15 protein-coding genes and 2 riboswitches are annotated in these 16,702 nt (G+C 66.3%); of the genes, 12 read left to right on the forward strand and 3 right to left on the reverse strand.

What is annotated here, in order from left to right; genetic code table 11:
• Positions 1 to 7: 7 nt before the first annotated feature.
• The gene (locus tag SMD14_RS04055; RefSeq protein ID WP_157239041.1) at positions 8 to 2,494 is read right to left on the reverse strand and encodes a helicase-associated domain-containing protein; all 2,487 of its coding nucleotides are present in this window, start codon (positions 2,492 to 2,494) and stop codon (positions 8 to 10) included.
• A gap of 10 nt (positions 2,495 to 2,504) precedes the next feature.
• Positions 2,505 to 2,738, reverse strand: coding sequence for a hypothetical protein (locus tag SMD14_RS04060; protein ID WP_321215404.1), 234 nt, complete (start codon positions 2,736 to 2,738; stop codon positions 2,505 to 2,507).
• Positions 2,739 to 2,964: 226 nt separating this feature from the next.
• Between SMD14_RS04060 and SMD14_RS04065 the strand changes: the two genes are divergently transcribed.
• Positions 2,965 to 3,348, forward strand: coding sequence for a cold-shock protein (locus SMD14_RS04065; RefSeq protein ID WP_104996883.1), 384 nt, complete (start codon positions 2,965 to 2,967; stop codon positions 3,346 to 3,348).
• 6 nt (positions 3,349 to 3,354) lie between these two features.
• Positions 3,355 to 3,909, forward strand: a complete 555-nt coding sequence (locus SMD14_RS04070) for a DUF3027 domain-containing protein (RefSeq protein WP_157239038.1) — start codon at positions 3,355 to 3,357, stop codon at positions 3,907 to 3,909.
• A gap of 65 nt (positions 3,910 to 3,974) precedes the next feature.
• On the opposite strand, the gene serC is transcribed toward SMD14_RS04070, so the two are convergent.
• Positions 3,975 to 5,105, reverse strand: a complete 1,131-nt coding sequence (gene serC, locus SMD14_RS04075; protein WP_321215405.1) for a phosphoserine transaminase — start codon at positions 5,103 to 5,105, stop codon at positions 3,975 to 3,977.
• Between the two features lie 280 nt (positions 5,106 to 5,385).
• Here serC and SMD14_RS04080 point away from each other — a divergent pair, with 280 nt between their 5' ends.
• From SMD14_RS04080 to SMD14_RS04125, 10 genes are all read left to right on the forward strand, one after another.
• A complete protein-coding gene (locus SMD14_RS04080) occupies positions 5,386 to 6,078 on the forward strand; it encodes a metal-dependent transcriptional regulator (protein ID WP_321215406.1) in 693 nt (230 codons plus the stop codon).
• A gap of 118 nt (positions 6,079 to 6,196) precedes the next feature.
• Positions 6,197 to 6,439, forward strand: a riboswitch (cyclic di-AMP (ydaO/yuaA leader).
• A 10-nt stretch (positions 6,440 to 6,449) separates the two neighbouring features.
• On the forward strand, positions 6,450 to 7,271 hold the full coding sequence (locus tag SMD14_RS04085) for a M23 family metallopeptidase (RefSeq protein WP_157242685.1): 822 nt from the start codon (positions 6,450 to 6,452) through the stop codon (positions 7,269 to 7,271).
• A 112-nt stretch (positions 7,272 to 7,383) separates the two neighbouring features.
• A riboswitch (cyclic di-AMP (ydaO/yuaA leader) is annotated at positions 7,384 to 7,581 on the forward strand.
• Between the two features lie 70 nt (positions 7,582 to 7,651).
• Entirely contained in the window at positions 7,652 to 8,323 is a 672-nt protein-coding gene (locus SMD14_RS04090; protein WP_157239035.1) for a C40 family peptidase, read from the forward strand.
• 159 nt (positions 8,324 to 8,482) lie between these two features.
• Positions 8,483 to 9,250, forward strand: coding sequence for an NlpC/P60 family protein (locus SMD14_RS04095; protein WP_157239034.1), 768 nt, complete (start codon positions 8,483 to 8,485; stop codon positions 9,248 to 9,250).
• A gap of 260 nt (positions 9,251 to 9,510) precedes the next feature.
• Positions 9,511 to 10,011 carry an HNH endonuclease gene (locus tag SMD14_RS04100; protein WP_104996890.1) on the forward strand — a complete coding sequence of 167 codons (501 nt, stop codon included), beginning with the start codon at positions 9,511 to 9,513 and terminating at the stop codon, positions 10,009 to 10,011.
• Positions 10,012 to 10,060: 49 nt separating this feature from the next.
• Positions 10,061 to 10,702, forward strand: a complete 642-nt coding sequence (locus SMD14_RS04105; RefSeq protein ID WP_321215407.1) for an NTP transferase domain-containing protein — start codon at positions 10,061 to 10,063, stop codon at positions 10,700 to 10,702.
• A gap of 16 nt (positions 10,703 to 10,718) precedes the next feature.
• Positions 10,719 to 11,012, forward strand: coding sequence for a DUF6457 domain-containing protein (locus SMD14_RS04110; RefSeq protein WP_199775326.1), 294 nt, complete (start codon positions 10,719 to 10,721; stop codon positions 11,010 to 11,012).
• The gene (locus SMD14_RS04115) at positions 11,009 to 12,385 is read left to right on the forward strand and encodes a molybdopterin molybdotransferase MoeA (RefSeq protein WP_321215408.1); all 1,377 of its coding nucleotides are present in this window, start codon (positions 11,009 to 11,011) and stop codon (positions 12,383 to 12,385) included. The genes SMD14_RS04110 and SMD14_RS04115 overlap by 4 nt, the downstream gene beginning before the upstream one ends.
• A gap of 81 nt (positions 12,386 to 12,466) precedes the next feature.
• Positions 12,467 to 13,345 (forward strand): formate dehydrogenase accessory sulfurtransferase FdhD, encoded by an 879-nt coding sequence (gene fdhD / locus SMD14_RS04120; protein ID WP_321215409.1) that lies wholly within the window; start codon positions 12,467 to 12,469, stop codon positions 13,343 to 13,345.
• Positions 13,346 to 13,494: 149 nt separating this feature from the next.
• Positions 13,495 to 16,545 carry a glycoside hydrolase family 38 C-terminal domain-containing protein gene (locus tag SMD14_RS04125; RefSeq protein WP_321215410.1) on the forward strand — a complete coding sequence of 1,017 codons (3,051 nt, stop codon included), beginning with the start codon at positions 13,495 to 13,497 and terminating at the stop codon, positions 16,543 to 16,545.
• Positions 16,546 to 16,702 lie beyond the last annotated feature (157 nt).

Consider the following 16,702-nt stretch of genomic DNA (forward strand, 5'->3'; position numbering starts at 1 on the left):
AAATCCTTCACTGGCGCAGTTCCTCTGCAGCCTCAATGTCGATGATGCGGTGGATGGACAGTACGCGTTCTGTTTCCTTTGCAGGATCAAACACCCGGACGCGTCCGCCGCTTACTGATAGCGGAACAACTACTTCCAGGCTGGCATTCCCCAGCCCGTCCACCACGTTCATGCTGATCCGCTGCTTGAGCCTGATGGCCCGCTGCAGGGCCTCAAGCCCCAGCTGGGTTCCGGCCTCGCCGTCCCGGTGTCCGGAACCGCCGCGGTGTCCGACGGCGGCGCCCACCTGGCGCAGGACCGCGAGCTGTGCGTCCACCTCCTCAGCCCCCGGCGCCGTCCGCGGGGCGGTGTAGACAGGGCGCAGGTGGTCCTGCGGGGTCGGGGCTGCCCGGAGCCGGACCACCGGTTCGTCCGCGCCGTCCACGGAGGGGGAGAGCCCCAGGGTGCGGAGAACCTGGGCGGTTTCCCGCGGTGGCGCCGAGGAAACCAGGACGGTGGGAGCAATCTTCACCAGGTTCAGGCCGGACGCCTTCGGCCCGGAGAGAAGCTCCAGGAGCGCGGCTTCGTCTTCGCTCTGGATAAAGCTGGCAGCCGCCCCCACCCGCAATCTTCCGTGCCGTGAGGCCGTGTCCTCCACAAGGTATTCGAGTGGCTGGGGCACGGCGGTGGCAGAGTGCTCACGGAGGAACTCCAGGATGCCGGCGGCGTCCTGTCCGCTGTCCAGGGCCCGCTTGATGGAGCCGGCGGAAAAGCGGTAGGTGGTTGCCGGACCTTGGCCTTCCGCGTCAGCCATCAGCAGCAGCTTCCCGGTCAGTTCGGGGGCCAGGTACCCCGGGGCGACGGCAGTGAGGTCGGCCTGCAGTAAAACGTGGGTGACAGCTGCCGGCAGGTGCTCGCCCAGGATGGCAAGCGCGGCTTCAGGGTTGTCTTCCGCCAACGCGCTTCCAAGCTGGCTCAGGGCTCCGGATCCCACCAGTCCAAGGAGCTCGGCTTCGGCGAGCACGCCGCGGATCATCGAGCTGAAGCGCCTGGCCATCCTGGGCTGTGCCCACTCTGCGCGCTGGAGAACAGCTGCGGCATCAAGTACTGGTGCGGTCCCGTCCGGGGCGCCTGCCTCGGCAGTCAGCTCATCCAGGATCTCCAGGATGCGTTTGCGGACCACCGGGGCATCAGGCCGCTGCGCTTCGGCTGACAGCGCGATGACGGTGCTGCCGGAGGCGGAACGGTGTGCCGCCGGCACGCTGCGCGTTCCATTGACGGGCTGGCCCACCAGGGACGGCACGCGCTGGCTGGACAGCCAGGCGTTCACCAGCCAGAGCCACTGTTCCTGCCGCGGCAGGACGAGCCATTCCAGCTGCGGAGGCTGGATCCAGGACGAGGAATCGACATCCAGGCGGATGAGTCCGGCCAGTGCGGTCAGCTCCAGCAGGATTCCCGCGTGCTGCAGGTCGATCCGCAGCAGTTCGGCAAGGCGCCTCATCTCGCGCACTCCCACACCGCCGCTGCGCAGCGTGACCAGCGGTTGCTCCCCTACAGCGTGGAGCAAATCGCTTACCAGGCGCAGCGTCTCCGAGATGGCGCTGAGTGCTGCGTTCCGGCGCAGCGCCGCTGAGGTCCGGCCGAGTTGGGGGACCGGGGGCGACAACGTGAAATCGTCGATCACCGCACCGCCGCGCAGCGAGATCCCCACGCTGTGCGGCAGCTCGACGTGCGCCGCGTCCAGCGGCACCAGCAGGCCCCGCGCCAGGAGCCAGTCCACGGGCCCGACGTCGGATCCTTCCGTGGCGATTGAGGCCTTCCGTTGGGCCTGGGGGACGGCACCCATGGCCCAGTTCCGGAACCTGGCGAGCAGCGCCGTCGTCCGCTCCGGGGCAGTGGACAGTATGCTCTGGAGAGCCTCGGGGGAGGAGGTCCAGTGCTGCAGCGCCAGCGCCGCCTCCATGGGGGTGGTGGCATCGTGGATGGCAACACCGCTGCGGTGCAGTTCGGACACCAGTTGCACGGCCCGCTGCGCGAAGGCCGGCTGAAGGCGGACCAGCTCGGTGTAGCTCCTGCCCAGCCCGGCGGGATAGATGCCCACCACGTCCTTCAGCGAACCCACCGGGAGGTAGTAGTGGTGTTTCGCCGCGGATGCCGGGGTGCCGTGCGGCGGCTCGGCGCGGTGCACCAGCGCAAGTTCCTGCAGCGAATGCAGGATCCGCTCCACCGAGGCTGCCGAAGACCCGGAAATCATCTTCCGGAGTCCCGCGGCGGACGCGCTGTGGCCGGTGTCCGTATTGGTGCACAGGTGGAGGGTTTCGAGGACCTGCATCTGCGGACGGTTGAGGCGTTCAAGTGCCCGCTGCACGCTGAGCCGGGCACTTGCCCGCGCGGCAAGGGCGGGGAAGTCCGGAACGGGGGGCGAAATGAGGTCCGGCCGCGCATCGAACAGCGCACGCAGTGAATCGTCGCTGCGTGCCTCCAGCTCCTTGCTCAATGCGCGAATGAGGGACATCAGTCCAACGTTACCGCCGGTCCGGGTTTGCTGCCCGGCGGCGCCCGGCAACGCTGTCCAGAACCAGGAACAGCATCAGGAGGAACGCAAGCGGCAGGCCGTAAAGCGCCGTATAGGTGACCCAGGCCGGAGCCACTGAGCCGGCAAAGGCAAGGGCCATCACGCTGCCCACTGCCACCAGGGAAAGCACGGCCACAGCCGCGGCGATGATCATCAGGGCACGCCGGTAGCGCGAGGGTGTCATGGACGTAACGCTACCCCTCCTGCCGCACCGGGAGTGAATGGTGCTGAAGGAGGCAGCCGGAAGGTTGCACTGGGCCGTTGAAAGCGTCAATAGGGCGGTGGGCAGGATAACCTTGAGGGATAGACCAACACGGTCCGCAGCCGCCATACCTTGAACCCGCATTGCAGTGCGGATGCGGTGACGGCTGGCCGTGTCAGAAGACGTCAGAACGAAGAAGGTTGATTACGTGCCTACCGGCAAGGTCAAGTGGTATGACAAGGACAAGGGCTTCGGGTTCCTCGCAGGCGAAGACGGCCAGGAGGTATTCCTGCCCAAATCGTCGCTGCCCGAAGGCGTAACAGAGCTCAAGGCAGGCACCCGGGTTGAATTCGGGGTAGCCGACGGACGCAAGGGCGCCCAGGCCCTGGGGCTGCGCGTCCTGGACAAGACGCCCTCGATCGCCAAGGCCAAACGGCCCAACGCCAAGGAACTCGCCCCGCTGGTCCAGGACCTGGTGACCGTGCTGGACAATCTCTCCGGAACCCTCTCCGCAGGCAAGTATCCGGAAGGCAACAAGGGCAAGGCCATCGCCGCTGCCCTGCGTAAGGTTGCCGACGAGCTGGACGTTTAGGCGCCGATGAACCCGGAAGCTGAACAGCCGGTGGCCGCCGCCCAGGACCAGGACGGTCCGACGGCGGGGGCTGCTGCCGCTGCCAACCCTGCGGCTGCGGGGGCCAAGGCCATGTCCAAGCGCCGCGCGGGTGTTCCGGTGTGGCGGACAGGCAAGCCTGATGCCTTCCTGGCTGCAGCCGTGGACACCGCCCGCACCGCCATCGAGGGCATCACGGCACCGGCTACGATCGGCCAACACCTTGCGGCCAAGAGCGAAGGCGACCGCCTGGTGACCCATCTGTTTGAGTCGAAGCTGGCCGGTTACCTGGGCTGGCAGTGGTACGCGGTGCTCACCCGTAACTCCCGCTCCAAGGTCGTCACCGTCAACGAACTCGGCCTGCTGCCGTCGGAGGATTCGATCCTTGCCCCGGAATGGGTGCCGTGGGCGGAACGTGTCAGACCCGAGGACGAGCAGGAGCCGGAGCAGGTGCCGGCCCAGGAGCCGGAACAGGGCCAGGAATCCGGGGAGGAAAAGCCCGGCGACGGTGGACAGCCCGGCGACGAAGCAAGGACTTCCTGACCACACACGAACGGCGCCGTCCGGGATGATCCCGGGCGGCGCCGTCGTACGTTAAGGCTGCCGGCCTACTTGCGCAGTTCGCCCACCACGTAGTCGATGCTCGCCAGCAGGGCAGAGACGTCGGACGGCTCGATGGCCACAAACGTGGCGATGCGCAGCTGGTTGCGGCCCAGCTTCCGGTACGGCTCGGTGTCCACGATGCCGTTGGCCCGCAGGACCTTGGCCACCACGGCCGCGTCCACTGAATCGTCGAAGTCAATCGTGGCGATTACGTTGGAGCGCTCGTCCGGGTTGGCGACGAACGGCGTGGCGAATTCGGAGGACTCCGCCCAGCTGTAGATGCGTCCGGCAGAATCTGCAGTCCGCGCCGAAGCGAAGTCAAGCCCGCCGTTCGCGTTCAGCCACTGCACCTGGGCGTCCAGGGTCACCAGGGTGGACAGCGACGGCGTGTTGTAGGTCTGGTTCAGGCGGGAGTTGTCAATGGCCGTCTGGAGGTCCAGGAAGTCCGGGATCCAGCGGCTGGTGGACTTGATCCGGGCCGCGCGCTCCAGTGCAGCCGGCGAGAACAGGCCAAGCCACAGCCCGCCGTCGGAGGCAAAGTTTTTCTGCGGGGCGAAATAGTAGACGTCGCTCTCCGCCACGTCGACGTCCAGGCCGCCGGCTGCCGACGTCGCGTCAATAAGGACCAGTGAGCCCTCATCCGCGCCAGCCACGCGCTTAACGGGGGCGGACACGCCAGTGGACGTCTCGTTCTGCGGCCAGGCATAGGCATCAACGCCCGCCTCAGCCTGCGCAGCAGGGCGGGTTCCCGGCTCGGATTTGATGATGGAGGAGGCATCCAGGAAAGGTGCCTTGTTGGTGGCTGCCGCGAATTTCGAGCCGAATTCACCGAATGAGAGGTGCTGCGCCTTCTTCTCCACCAGGCCGAAGCTGGCGACGTCCCAGAACGCCGTGGAACCGCCCACGCCCAGCACCACCTCATAGCCTTCCGGGGCACGGAAGAACTGGCTCAGGCCTTCGCGTACGGACCCCACCAGGTTCTTGACCGGTGCCTGCCGGTGGGACGTTCCCAGGATGGTCTTCGATGCGGCGGACAAGGCATCGATCTGCTCCTGCCGGACTTTGGAGGGACCGGCGCCGAACCGCCCGTCCTTGGGCAGGAGGTCGGCGGGAATAGTGATGCTGGTTTCGCTCACAGGTGCTCCAATTTCGGCGTGGACGGGGTGTTGGTCCGGACGGATGTGGGTGCCAGGCAGTCGCGGCGACTGTGACTCGGGCCCTCCCTCATTCTGCCTGAACAGCTGTTTCAGCGGGAACCGGGACCGTCATAGTCCAGACATTGAGACAGGGCCCCTGCCCGCGCCGTCAACTATTCGGACAAACTCAAAATAGGCTAAGCTTTCCAACGGACCACGCTGCATGTGAAGGCGGTACGGTGGGACAACGCAAGGTACTGCGCTCGAGGAGCTGAGCTGGATGACGGATCTGATCGACACTACGGAGATGTACCTTCGGACCATCTTGGAGCTTGAGGAAGAAAACATCGTTGCCCTCCGGGCCCGGATCGCGGAGCGGCTGCGCCACTCCGGGCCCACTGTGTCGCAGACCATCGGCAGGATGGAACGGGACGGCCTGGTGGTTGTCTCCGGAGATCGGCACCTTGAACTCACGGAGGTGGGCCGGAAGCGCGCCACCGAAGTCATGCGGAAGCACAGGTTGGCGGAGCGGCTCCTGGCCGATGTCATCGGGCTGGACTGGGCCTACGTCCATGACGAAGCCTGCCGCTGGGAGCACGTCATGAGCGAACGGGTGGAACGGCGCATTTACGAAATGCTGAACCATCCCACTGAGTCCCCGTATGGCAATCCCATCCCGGGATTGGCGGCCCTCGGGGGCGAGGCGCAGGCCGCTGCGGACGCGGCGGTCAGCCTGCTTGAGGCCATGAAGACCTACGGCCCGGCGTCTGAGGTGACAGTCAGCCGCCTGGCAGAGCCGATCCAGGTGGAACCCGAGTTGTTGGTCCAGCTTGATGAAGGCGGAATCCGGCCCGGTGCCTCGGTCTCGCTGGAGCGGGTGGGGGAGTACATTTCGGTCCGCGTCCCGGGCATCGAAGGGGCCCTGGAGCTGCCGCCGGAAGTCGCGGCGCACGTCTTCGTGGCCGTACGCTAGGGACCGCTTGAGGCCTCCCGGCTACCCCAACGGGTGCCGGTTACGCAAAGATAACGGAATTGTTACTTTGGGACTTTTGCCCCTATAGTTAAACCCAAGCGTTGATACTAAAGCGTTACCTGATCTGGAGCCGAGCTCTGCCAGCGGATCAGGTGCACGAGTCATTACTGGCAGAGGCGGGGGAACCACAAACGGCAGCCGGGGGACTGCCTTGGGGTGAAGTCCGTCAGCAGCAAGCCTCTTCCAGTGAAGGATCCTCCGTGGATACCTCTGTGCCGAAGCTTGCTTACGGCGGACCGGGTCTTTGAACTCTCTGACCCGAATCCGACAGCTAACTTCGCAGGCTTTCCAGAGAGGAACCCTTCTTGTCCATGCAGACCCCCAGGGGACGCCGCCGCGCAGCGGTGCCCGCTTCGACGCCGCGGGTTGTTGAAGTCATCACCACGGAACGCCCCCGCGATCCCCACCGTGATGCGCGCCGCCGTCGTGGTCCCTTCCGCCAAGTCACCGAGTTCGCTGCTGCGAGCGGAATCGGCCAGAAGGCCGGAATCGCACTCGCAGCCACAGGCCTGGTGCTGACCGTGACGGTGCCGGCCACCAGCCCCGTGATGGCCACCGACGCTCCCGGTGTTACTCCGATGGCAGCCTCAGCCGTCACGCCGCAGCCGCAGATCTCAGCCGAGGCCGGTGCCCAGATCGATTTCAGCCGTTCCGCCGTGGTCACCCAGGCGGATCCGGACGGCAAGCTCAAGCAGCTTCTCAGTGCCCAGTCCGCCGGCTCGGTGTCACGTGCTGCCTCGGCAGGAAGCCTCGGCGCTCCACTGGCCACGCTGACCACAGCGTCCCCCTTCGGCTACCGCGTCAGCCCGATCACCGGTGGCTCAGGCGACTTCCACCGCGGCCAGGACTATGTGGCCCAGTGCGGTACGTCGGTCTTCGCTGCCGCCACCGGTACCGTGACCTTCGTGGGCTGGCACCAGTTCGGCGGCGGAAACCGCGTTGTGGTGGACCACGGCAACGGCCTGGAAACCACGTACAACCACCTCTCCTCCTTCAGCGTGAGGGAGGGGCAGACCGTCTCGCGCGGGGACGTAATTGCCCTTAGCGGGACCACGGGCGCCTCCACGGGCTGCCACCTCCACTTCGAGGTGCAGGTCAACGGCGAAGTGGTCGATCCGACTGGCTGGCTGTAGTCAAGTGACGGTGAACTATCAGATGATCGTGACTTGCCGTGACCTGAATGTGACATTCACTCAAAACTGCTGTACCGTCTAACTCGCGTCAACTTTTCCGAAGTTGACGCTCTTGTGCGGATTGCCTAACTCTGCCACCGCTCAAGGTCCGTTCGCATTTCATCGTCTGGCAGGGGCGGGGGAACCAATTTTGGTCTTGGCTTTGGCTAAGACCTTGGGGTTAAGTCGCAAAACTTCCTTGGAAGCAGCGCGGCCGGGTGACTCCCATCCGAATCCGACAGCTCACCTCGCAGGCATTGGGAGAGGCTACCTTCGTGTCTTCACGCAATAATTCTGCGCGCCACCGTGCGCAAACGGTTCGTACCAACCCCTTGGACACTATGTCCAAGGCTGTTAGTGCCAATGCCGGGACAGTAGGTCGCCAGGCTGCCGTTATCGCCGCAGCTTCCGGTCTTATCCTCAGCATGGGCCTGCCCGCCAACGCAGCGGACACCACCGCTGGTGTTTCCGCTTCCACCGAGTCCGGCTCCGCGCAGGCTGCCCTGGCAGTCACCGCAGCCCCCACGGCCACCGTGTCGTTCGAGCGGCCCGTGGTCAAGACCACTGCCGCCCCGAAGCCGGAGCGGGTGCGCCCACAGTCCACCGCCACGGAAACGGGCGCAGCGTCGAGTTCGGAGTCTGCAGCGGACAAGCTGGCCAAGACTGTCTCTTCCGCTTCCACCTCAGGCATTGCTGCCATCGCCTACACGGGCATTGGCAGCCCCTACGTCTGGGGCGGCACCAGCCCGGTCACCGGATGGGACTGCTCCGGCTTCACCCAGTGGGTTTACGCCCAGGCCGGCATCAGCATCCCCCGCGTCAACGCCTGGACTGCCATGACCCCCACCTCCACCCCGCAGCCCGGCGACCTGGTCATGCAGAACGGCGGAGCGCACGTCGGCATCTACGTCGGCAACGGCATGATGGTCAGCGCGCTCAACCCCTCCCAGGGCACGCTGCTCCACGCCGTAGCCGCCACCGGCACCTCTTCGTTCTTCACCATCAGCAAATAGTTCTTGGACCCTCGGGTCCAAGAACTATTTCTTTGCTCCACCACGCTTTCCGCTAACACCACATCCCCGTTCGGGGCGTGCCGGCGTACCCCCAAGATGCCGGCGCGTCCACATCCCTTGGTGCCCACAACGGCCTGAGGAAAACGAAAGAGAGAACTGATGACTACTCGTGCTACCGCACGGCATCGCGCCGAGGTCACCAAAACCAGCTCAATCGCCATCATCGCCAAGGCTGTCGGCGAGAACGCCGGCGGCGTAGGCCGCCAGGCCGCTGTCATCGCCGCCGCTTCCGGCCTGGTACTGACCAGCGGCATCGCGGCGAACGCTGCCGACTCCAACGTCCAGCGCGACTCCGCTCCGGCTTCCACCCTGGAAGTTGAATCCGCCGTCGAAGCCCCCATCTCCGCGGCCTCCACGATCAACATCACCTTCGAAAAGCCCGCCGTCACCACCACGCCGGCCCCGGTTATCGAAGAACCCGCACCTGTCGAGGTCCAGGAGGCCGAGCCGGCCCCCGTCGCCCAGCCTGCTGCTCCCAAGGTCACGGCCAAGGTTTCCACGGCCTCGGCCCCGGCCGCCGCTCCCACTGCTTCCGCCAGCGGCAAGGGTGCAGCCATCCTGTCGGCTGCATACGCCCAGCTGGGTGTTATGCAGGACTGCACCATGCTGGTCACGAACTCCCTGGCAGCAGTGGGGATCAACTTCCACGACTGGCCTGCAGGCTACCTCTCCCTGGGTCGCACCGTCAGCGCTGCCGAGGCGCAGCCCGGCGACCTGATCTACTACGCCGACGGCGGTGCCGGCATGGCACACATTGCTGTCTACGCAGGCAACGGCCAGGCCGTCCACGGTGGCTACAACGGAAACCAGACGGTGGTCTTCAGCGCCAACGTCGGCTCCGGCCCCGTGTTCATCCGAGTGAACTGACCCGCCAGTTCCGGCGGTCCGACCAGGACTCAAAAGAACCCTTGCCCTCACGGCAAGGGTTCTTGCCTTTTAACTGCCGGCTGCTCCAGCCGTTCAGTATGCGCCGCCTGACTGGATCGACACGACCGTTCAGGGAAAGGGCGATTAGCCGATCGCGCGCTTCTATGTTTACTCTTGTGGTGTCGATCCATAGCCCGGACATGCCGAGGGCAGCCGGCCCTCGTGCCCCTGGACGGGTGCGGCCGTGAAGAGGTACGTGCATGCGCACTCTCGTTCTGAATGCTGGGTATGAGCCCCTGGCGGTGATCACTTTCCGCCGGGCGCTGGTGCTTGTGCTCACGGGCAAGGCCAGCGTGGTTGCCGAAGGCGATGATCCCGTGGTGGGACCGCAGGAAATCCTGGGCCGTCCCTCGGTGATTCTCCTGAACCGTTACATCCGGCCGAGGTACAACCAGGCCACTGCTGTCAGCCGCCGCGGAGTGCTCAGGCGCGACGGCCACAGATGCGCGTACTGCGGTAAAGCGGCCCACACCATCGACCACGTCCACCCCAAGTCCCGGGGCGGCGAGGACTCCTGGGAGAACCTGGTGGCGGCCTGCCTGCGCTGCAACAACGTCAAGGGCGACCATACGCCGGCGGAAATGGGCTGGAAACTGCGTTTCGTCCCGGAGCCACCGCATGGAACCATCTGGCAGATCAAGGAACTTGAGAAGCCCACTCCAGCCTGGGATCCGTTCCTTCTGCCGGAGCGGGCCGCCTGACCGGAACCTTCGGCACGCCCGCAGCGCCGCCGATGGCTAGGCTGGGGGCATGGAACAGAAGCGGCTGGACTTCAATGCAGTGATCCTGGCCGGCGGCCGGTCTTCCCGGTTGGGCGGGGTGCCGAAACAGGGCTTGGTTTTCCATCATGACACCCTCCTCCAGCGCGCCCTGGCCGCTGCAGCGGATGCTGCGCGGACGGCGGTGGTGGGCCCGGACGCCGGACATTCTGTCCCCGGGGTGCTTTTCTGCCGGGAAGAGCCGGAGTTCGCGGGGCCGGCAGCTGCCATCTCCGCCGGACTTGACGCCTTGGCCCGGGACGGACACGAGGCGGAGTTCACTTTGGTGCTGGCGTGTGACATGCCGCTGGTCCGGGACGCAGTGGAGGCACTGGTGGCGGCCATGGTTTCGACGAACGCAGACGGCGCCATGGCACGCGCGGAAGACGGCCGGCTCCAGCCTCTGGCCGGTTTTTACCGCACGGCTGCGTTAAAAACCTCGGCGGCGCAGCTCTCGTCCCGTGGCGCCCTTATTAACGGCTCCGTGCGCTCCCTCCTTGCTAGTCTGGAGGTGCAGCCTGTCACCGTCCCTGCAGGTTCCACGGCAGACGTGGACACCTGGGATGATGCCGCCGCACTAGGGATTGCCGCCGGCAACCAGGACAAAGGCCAGGACCGGCGCAGCCGCAGTTAAATAGGGAGGCACGTTCGTGAAAAGCCAGGATGAAACGCTGGAGGAGTGGTGCAGGTCCCTCCTCCAGGCCTATGAACTGGAGGACGTCCAGGTGGACGTCAACGCCATCCTTGCCTTGGCCGGTGTGGCCGCCCACTCGGTGGTCCGTCCGGCCGCGCCCCTGACGACGTTTATTGCCGGGTATGCCGCCGGCCTGGCGTCCGGCTCGGGCCGGGCACCCAATGCTGCTTCCATGGAGTCCGCCCTGGCCGTGGCCCGTTCCCTGGCTGCCGACTACGATGCTGAAGCCGCCGGGGCTCCCGGCGAATGACGAAGGAGTCCCAGCAAGCAGCGGATGCTCCCGGGGGCGGGCAGCCGAGGCACCTCGACCATACGTGGGAAGAAGCCCGGCAGGCAGCTTTCGACGCCGGCACTCCAATCCCCGCCGGCCCTGTTCCCCTGGAGCTGGCCCTCGGACGCAGGCTGGACCAGGACATTGTGGCCCTGCAGGTGATGCCCCACTATGCGTCATCGGCGATGGACGGCTGGGCCGTTAATGGCACGGGGCCGTGGATCCTGGTGGATGCAGGTTTGCCGCTGGCTCCGCACCAGGCCAGTCCCATTGCCACGGGGGGACTCATACCGCCCGGGGCGAAGGCGGTGCTGCGCAGCGAAAGCGCCCGCCTGGACAAAGACGAAGACGGGCTGCCCGTCCTGGTGACCGGCGGCACTGCCCGCCCTGGCGAGCCCCGTGCAGGCCAGCATGTCAGGAAAGCAGGGGAGGAGGCCTCGGAAGGGGACATCCTGGTCAAGGCCGGCGTGGTGCTGAACCCTGCGCACCTGGCCCTCGCAGCCCTGGCCGGTTATGACGAACTTGTGGTCCAGGGAAAGCCCCTGGTCCGGCTGCTGCTGACCGGTTCTGAAGTGGTTGGGAGCGGCCTGCCGGTTCCGGGGCAGGTGCGTGACACCTTCGGCCCGCAGCTACCGGCCGTGGTGGGCATGCTGGGCGGGCTGCCGGGCGGACAGCAACGGATCGGCGATTCGTACGCTGAATGGCTGGCGGCACTGGAGGACGTGGTCCCCGGGGTGCCGGGCGCGCCGGACCTGCCGGCCGACGTCGTCATCACCACAGGCGGGACCGGAAAATCCGGCACCGACCACCTTCGCCGGGCCGTGCGGGAGCTGGGCGGGCGGCTGATCATTGACGGCGTGGCCATGCGTCCCGGACACCCGGCCGTCCTGGCCGAACTTCCGGACGGGCGGTTCGTGCTTGGACTGCCGGGTAACCCCCTTGCAGCCATGATGGCACTTTCCACGGTGGGGGCCCCGCTGCTCGCGGCGCTGGGACACCGCACGCTGCCGGCCGTGCAGGAGGTTCCCTGCGGAACCACCCTCGACCCCGAACCCGGGCGCACACGCCTGGTCCCGTTCCGCCTGCTTTACGGCATGGCCTCTCCCGCCCAGCACACCGGCCCGGGCATGATGCGCGGGCTGGCTTCAGCGGACGGCGTTCTGGTTGTGCCTCCCCACGGGGTGCAGCTGGGAGAGCTGGTGCCCGCCTTTGCCCTTCCGTGGGGGCCGCCCATCCCGGCGCCGCCCGAGCCCGCCGCCAAGACGAAGGCGCGCACTGCCGGACGGACGGGCAAGCCGGCCGCCAAACCGGCGCCGGCCGGCCCCGTAGACTGGAGCGCACTCCTTGGCTGAGGCCTGCCAACGTGCTGCAGCCACGCTGGCATCGCCCCAAGGCAGTTGCGATGATGGACACATGGACAGGAACGGTGGGATATGGGACGCGTGACCCAGCGCCGCAAGGTGCACAAGTATGTGCTGGACGGTTCCCCGAACGCCCTCGAGTTTCCGGTCCGGTACCGGGAGGACGTCCTGGCGGTGGAAGAGCCGCTGGAAATCCGGCTGGGAAGCCTGTCCTACTCGGTAACCATGCGCACGCCGGGGGATGACTTCGACCTCGTGGCCGGGTTCCTCGTGTCAGAGGGCGTCATCTGGGAGTCCGGGCAGCTCGTTTCGCTGCGCTTTTGCGCCGGGGAAGACGAAAACGGGGTGCAGACCTTCAACGTGGTGGAGGCCCAGTTGCGGCCCGACGTGGAGCTTCCTTCCATCGGCCGGCACGTCTACACCTCCAGTTCATGCGGCATCTGCGGGACCGACTCCATAGAATCCGTCCGGAAATCCTCGCACTTCAACCCCGCCGGGGATCCGCTGAGCGTCTCCGCGGAGGTGCTTGCCTCGCTTCCGGGCATCCTCCGGGAGTCCCAGCGCCTCTTCGATGACACCGGCGGCGTCCATGCTGCCGGGCTCTTCAAGATAGGGGACGACGGCGGCCCCCAGCTTCTGTGCCTTCGGGAGGATGTGGGGCGGCACAATGCGGTGGACAAGGTTGTGGGGTGGGCCCTGAGGGAAGGTTTGCTGCCGCTTCGCGGCACCGTGCTCCAAGTCTCCGGCCGGGCATCCTTCGAGCTGGTCCAAAAGGCTGCGCTCGCCGGAATCCCCGTCCTCGCTGCGGTCAGTGCGCCGTCGAGCCTTGCCGTCGAACTCGCCGAGGCCAGCGGAGTGACCCTCGCCGGCTTCAGCAGGGGAACCAGCCTTAACATCTATGCCGGTGACGGAAGGATACGGCGGCCGGTGGCCGCGGCGCCGCCGTCGTAAGCTTCGGCCGCCGTCGTAAGCTTGACTTGCGCGCAGGTCAGCGTCCGGGATGCGTTTTCCGAAAGGGTTGGTAAACGGGCTACCAGCGGGTAGATTTATCCATCGAATGGACAGCATGGTCCAGTCCCAACCGCTGAAGAGGGCCCACATTGCATGACGACCGCCGGATAACGGAAGTCCGCCTCCAAAGGTTCGTGCGTGAACGGATTAGCCCGGCGGTCTACGGCCGGAGCCTTCCCCTTACCCTGAGCAGCTGGGATGCGCCCGATGAGCCAGTCCCCGCGCTGGAGGCAATGCGGCAGGACTTCCAGCCCCAGGAACACGGGGCTCCCTGGGGGAAGCCTTGGGGGACCAAATGGCTCCGGCTCCAGGGCGAAGTCCCCGAATCGTGGGGCACCGGGCCGGACACCACTGTTGAAGTGCTCGTGGACCTCGGTTTCACCACCGAAATTCCCGGCTTCCAGTGCGAAGGCCTGGCCTGGCGTCCGGACGGCACCACCATCAAGGCTGTCTCGCCCAGGAACCAGTACATACCGCTGAAGCTGCTGGGTGGCGGCATGGCGGTGGACTTCTACGTGGAAGCCGCCGCGAACCCGGACGTCGCGCAGGGCTGGACCTTCGCCCCCATGCCGTACGGTGACAAGTCCACGGCCGGGACGGCGCCGCAGTACCGGCTGGGGAACATCGCCATTGCGGAACTGAACCAGGCGGTCTGGGAACTCCAGCAGGATATCCGGACCCTTTCCGGCCTGATGGCGGAACTGCCCCTGGAACTGCCGCGGCGGCATGAGATCCTCCGCGCCCTTGAACGCATGATGGACGTCATGGACCCGGACGATGTTCCTGGCACCGCCGCAGCGGGACGTGAAGCACTTGCCGAAGTACTGGCCCGGCCGGCCTATGCCTCAGCCCACCAGCTGGTGGCCACCGGCCACGCGCACATCGACTCCGCCTGGCTCTGGCCGGTGCGCGAGACGGTCCGCAAGTGTGCACGGACCTTCTCCAACGTGGTGTCCCTGATGGATGAAAATCCGGACTTTGTGTTCTCCTGCTCCTCGGCGCAGCAGCTGGCCTGGATCAAGGAGCTCTACCCTGAACTGTTCAGCCGTATCCGCGAGAAGGTCCGCTCTGGCCAGTTTGTCCCCGTGGGCGGAATGTGGGTCGAGTCGGACACCAATATGCCCGGCGGTGAGGCCATGGCACGCCAGTTCGTGGAGGGCAAGGGCTTCTTCATGGCGGAATTCGGCGTTGAGTGCCACGAAGCCTGGCTGCCTGATTCATTTGGCTATTCTGCTGCGCTGCCGCAGATCGTCAAGTCTGCCGGCAGCCGCTGGTTCCTGACCCAGAAGATCTCCTGGAACCAAACCAACAAGTTTCCCCACCACACCTTCAACTGGGAGGGCATTGACGGCACCAGGCTCTTCACCCACTTCCCGCCGGTAGACACCTACAACTCGGAGCTGACCGGCCGCGAACTGGCACACGCGGAACGCAACTACCGGGACCATGGGCGCGGCACCGTGTCCCTGGTGCCGTTCGGCTACGGCGACGGCGGTGGCGGACCAACGCGGGAAATGCTGGCGGCAGCGTCGCGCGCCGCCAACCTGGAAGGCTCGCCCAAGGTCCGGATCGGCTCGGCCGAGAGCTTTTTCACGCAGGCGGAGGAAGACTACCCCGTCCTGCCTGTCTGGGTTGGCGAGATGTACCTCGAACTGCACCGCGGAACCTACACCAGCCAGGCCAGGACAAAGAAGGGCAACAGGCGCAGTGAGCACCTGCTGCGGGAGGCCGAACTGTGGTGCACCACGGCCGCGGTCCGTGCCAGCGGCGGATACGCCTACCCGGCCGCTGAGCTCAAGCGGCTGTGGCAGCTGGTGCTGCTGCAGCAGTTCCATGACATCCTTCCGGGCAGCGCCATTGCCTGGGTGCACCAGGATGCCGAGCGCAACTACCAGGCAATCGGTGAAGCCCTTGAAGCAATCATCAGCCAAGCTGCCGCCGCCACGCTGGGCAAGGGCGAGCGGACCTTCCTGCTGAACGCAGCGCCGCATGCCAGGGCCGGCGTTCCCGCCCTGGCTGCGGGCGAACCTGCCGCGCCGGCCGGAGAGGTCCATGCCAAGGCCCATGACGGCGGCTACATCCTGGACAACGGCGTCATCCGCGCGGTGCTGGACGGTAGCGGGCTTCTCACGTCATTGGTGGATCATGCCACCGGCCGCGAAGCCATTGCGCCGGGCCAGCGCGGCAACCTCCTCGAACTGCACCGGGACACGCCCAACGAATGGGACGCCTGGGACATCGACGGGTTCTACCGGCGCAACGTCACGCCGCTGACCCAGGCGGCATCCGTGCGGTTGAGCCGGGAAGGGGCAGAGGCTGTCGTCACGGTGGAGCGGCTTGCCGGCGCGTCCCCCGTTACGCAGCACATCAGCCTTGCGGCCGGCAGCCCGTCCCTTTCCATCACCACATCCGTGGACTGGCAGGAACGCGAAAAGCTGCTCAAGCTCGGGTTCGCCCTGGATGTCCGGGCGGAGAGGTCTGCGGCGGAGACGCAGTTCGGCCACGTCTTCCGGCCCACGCACACCAATACGTCCTGGGAAACGGCAAAGTTCGAAATCTGCGCACACCGGTGGATCCACGTGGCCGAGCCGGGGTATGGCGTGGCCATTTCCAACTCCTCCACCTACGGGCACGATGTCACGCGGAGCATCAGGGAGTCCGACGGCGGCACCACCACTACCGTGCGGCTCTCACTGCTGCGCGCCCCGAAGTTCCCGGATCCCGACGCCGACCGCGGGCTTCATGAACTCACCGTCACCATCCGTCCGGGAGCCGGTATTGCCGATGCCGTGGAGGAAGGCTACCGAACCAACCTCGTGCCCCGGCTGGTCCACGGCGCTTCGCCGGTGGAACCGCTCTTCTCCGTGACGAATCCTGCGCTCGTCATTGAAGCGGTCAAGCTGGCCGAGGACGGGTCCGGCGATGTGGTTGTCCGCCTGTACGAGTCACTGGGCGAGCGCTCTGCGGGGAAGCTCACGGCGAACTTTCCGGTGCGGCGCGTCACTGCCGTCGACTTGCTGGAGCGCCCGGTCCCCGCACCCGGAGTGGAAACGTGCCGGGACGGAGCGGATCTGGTTTTGCGACCGTTCCAGCTGGTGACCCTCAGGCTTGCCAGGGAGACTCGCCCGGCCCCTAAATGAGCATGAGGGGCGGGGGGCTTGGCGCCCCGAAAACAGCGTTAAATAGGCTGAGTGGGGGCGGTCCCCAACGTCCCGCCACCACTCATCCCCCCAATGCATGCGAAGGCCCCCGGAACGCAAGCGTTCAAGAAATATCCCCGTTCGCAAACGCCATGCG

Origin of the sequence: Pseudarthrobacter oxydans (assembly GCF_034258515.1) — a bacterium.
Taxonomy (GTDB): Bacteria; Actinomycetota; Actinomycetes; order Actinomycetales; family Micrococcaceae; genus Arthrobacter.

Coding starts and splice junctions, on each gene's coding strand:
- SMD14_RS04055 (WP_157239041.1), bottom strand. CDS start 2,494: ATGTCCCTCATTCGCGCATTGAGCAAGGAGCTGGAGGCACGCAGCGAC.
- SMD14_RS04070 (WP_157239038.1), top strand. CDS start 3,355: ATGAACCCGGAAGCTGAACAGCCGGTGGCCGCCGCCCAGGACCAGGAC.
- SMD14_RS04060 (WP_321215404.1), bottom strand. CDS start 2,738: ATGACACCCTCGCGCTACCGGCGTGCCCTGATGATCATCGCCGCGGCT.
- SMD14_RS04095 (WP_157239034.1), top strand. CDS start 8,483: ATGACTACTCGTGCTACCGCACGGCATCGCGCCGAGGTCACCAAAACC.
- SMD14_RS04115 (WP_321215408.1), top strand. CDS start 11,009: ATGACGAAGGAGTCCCAGCAAGCAGCGGATGCTCCCGGGGGCGGGCAG.
- fdhD (WP_321215409.1), top strand. CDS start 12,467: ATGGGACGCGTGACCCAGCGCCGCAAGGTGCACAAGTATGTGCTGGAC.
- SMD14_RS04090 (WP_157239035.1), top strand. CDS start 7,652: ATGTCCAAGGCTGTTAGTGCCAATGCCGGGACAGTAGGTCGCCAGGCT.
- SMD14_RS04100 (WP_104996890.1), top strand. CDS start 9,511: ATGCGCACTCTCGTTCTGAATGCTGGGTATGAGCCCCTGGCGGTGATC.
- SMD14_RS04105 (WP_321215407.1), top strand. CDS start 10,061: ATGGAACAGAAGCGGCTGGACTTCAATGCAGTGATCCTGGCCGGCGGC.
- SMD14_RS04085 (WP_157242685.1), top strand. CDS start 6,450: ATGCAGACCCCCAGGGGACGCCGCCGCGCAGCGGTGCCCGCTTCGACG.
- SMD14_RS04080 (WP_321215406.1), top strand. CDS start 5,386: ATGACGGATCTGATCGACACTACGGAGATGTACCTTCGGACCATCTTG.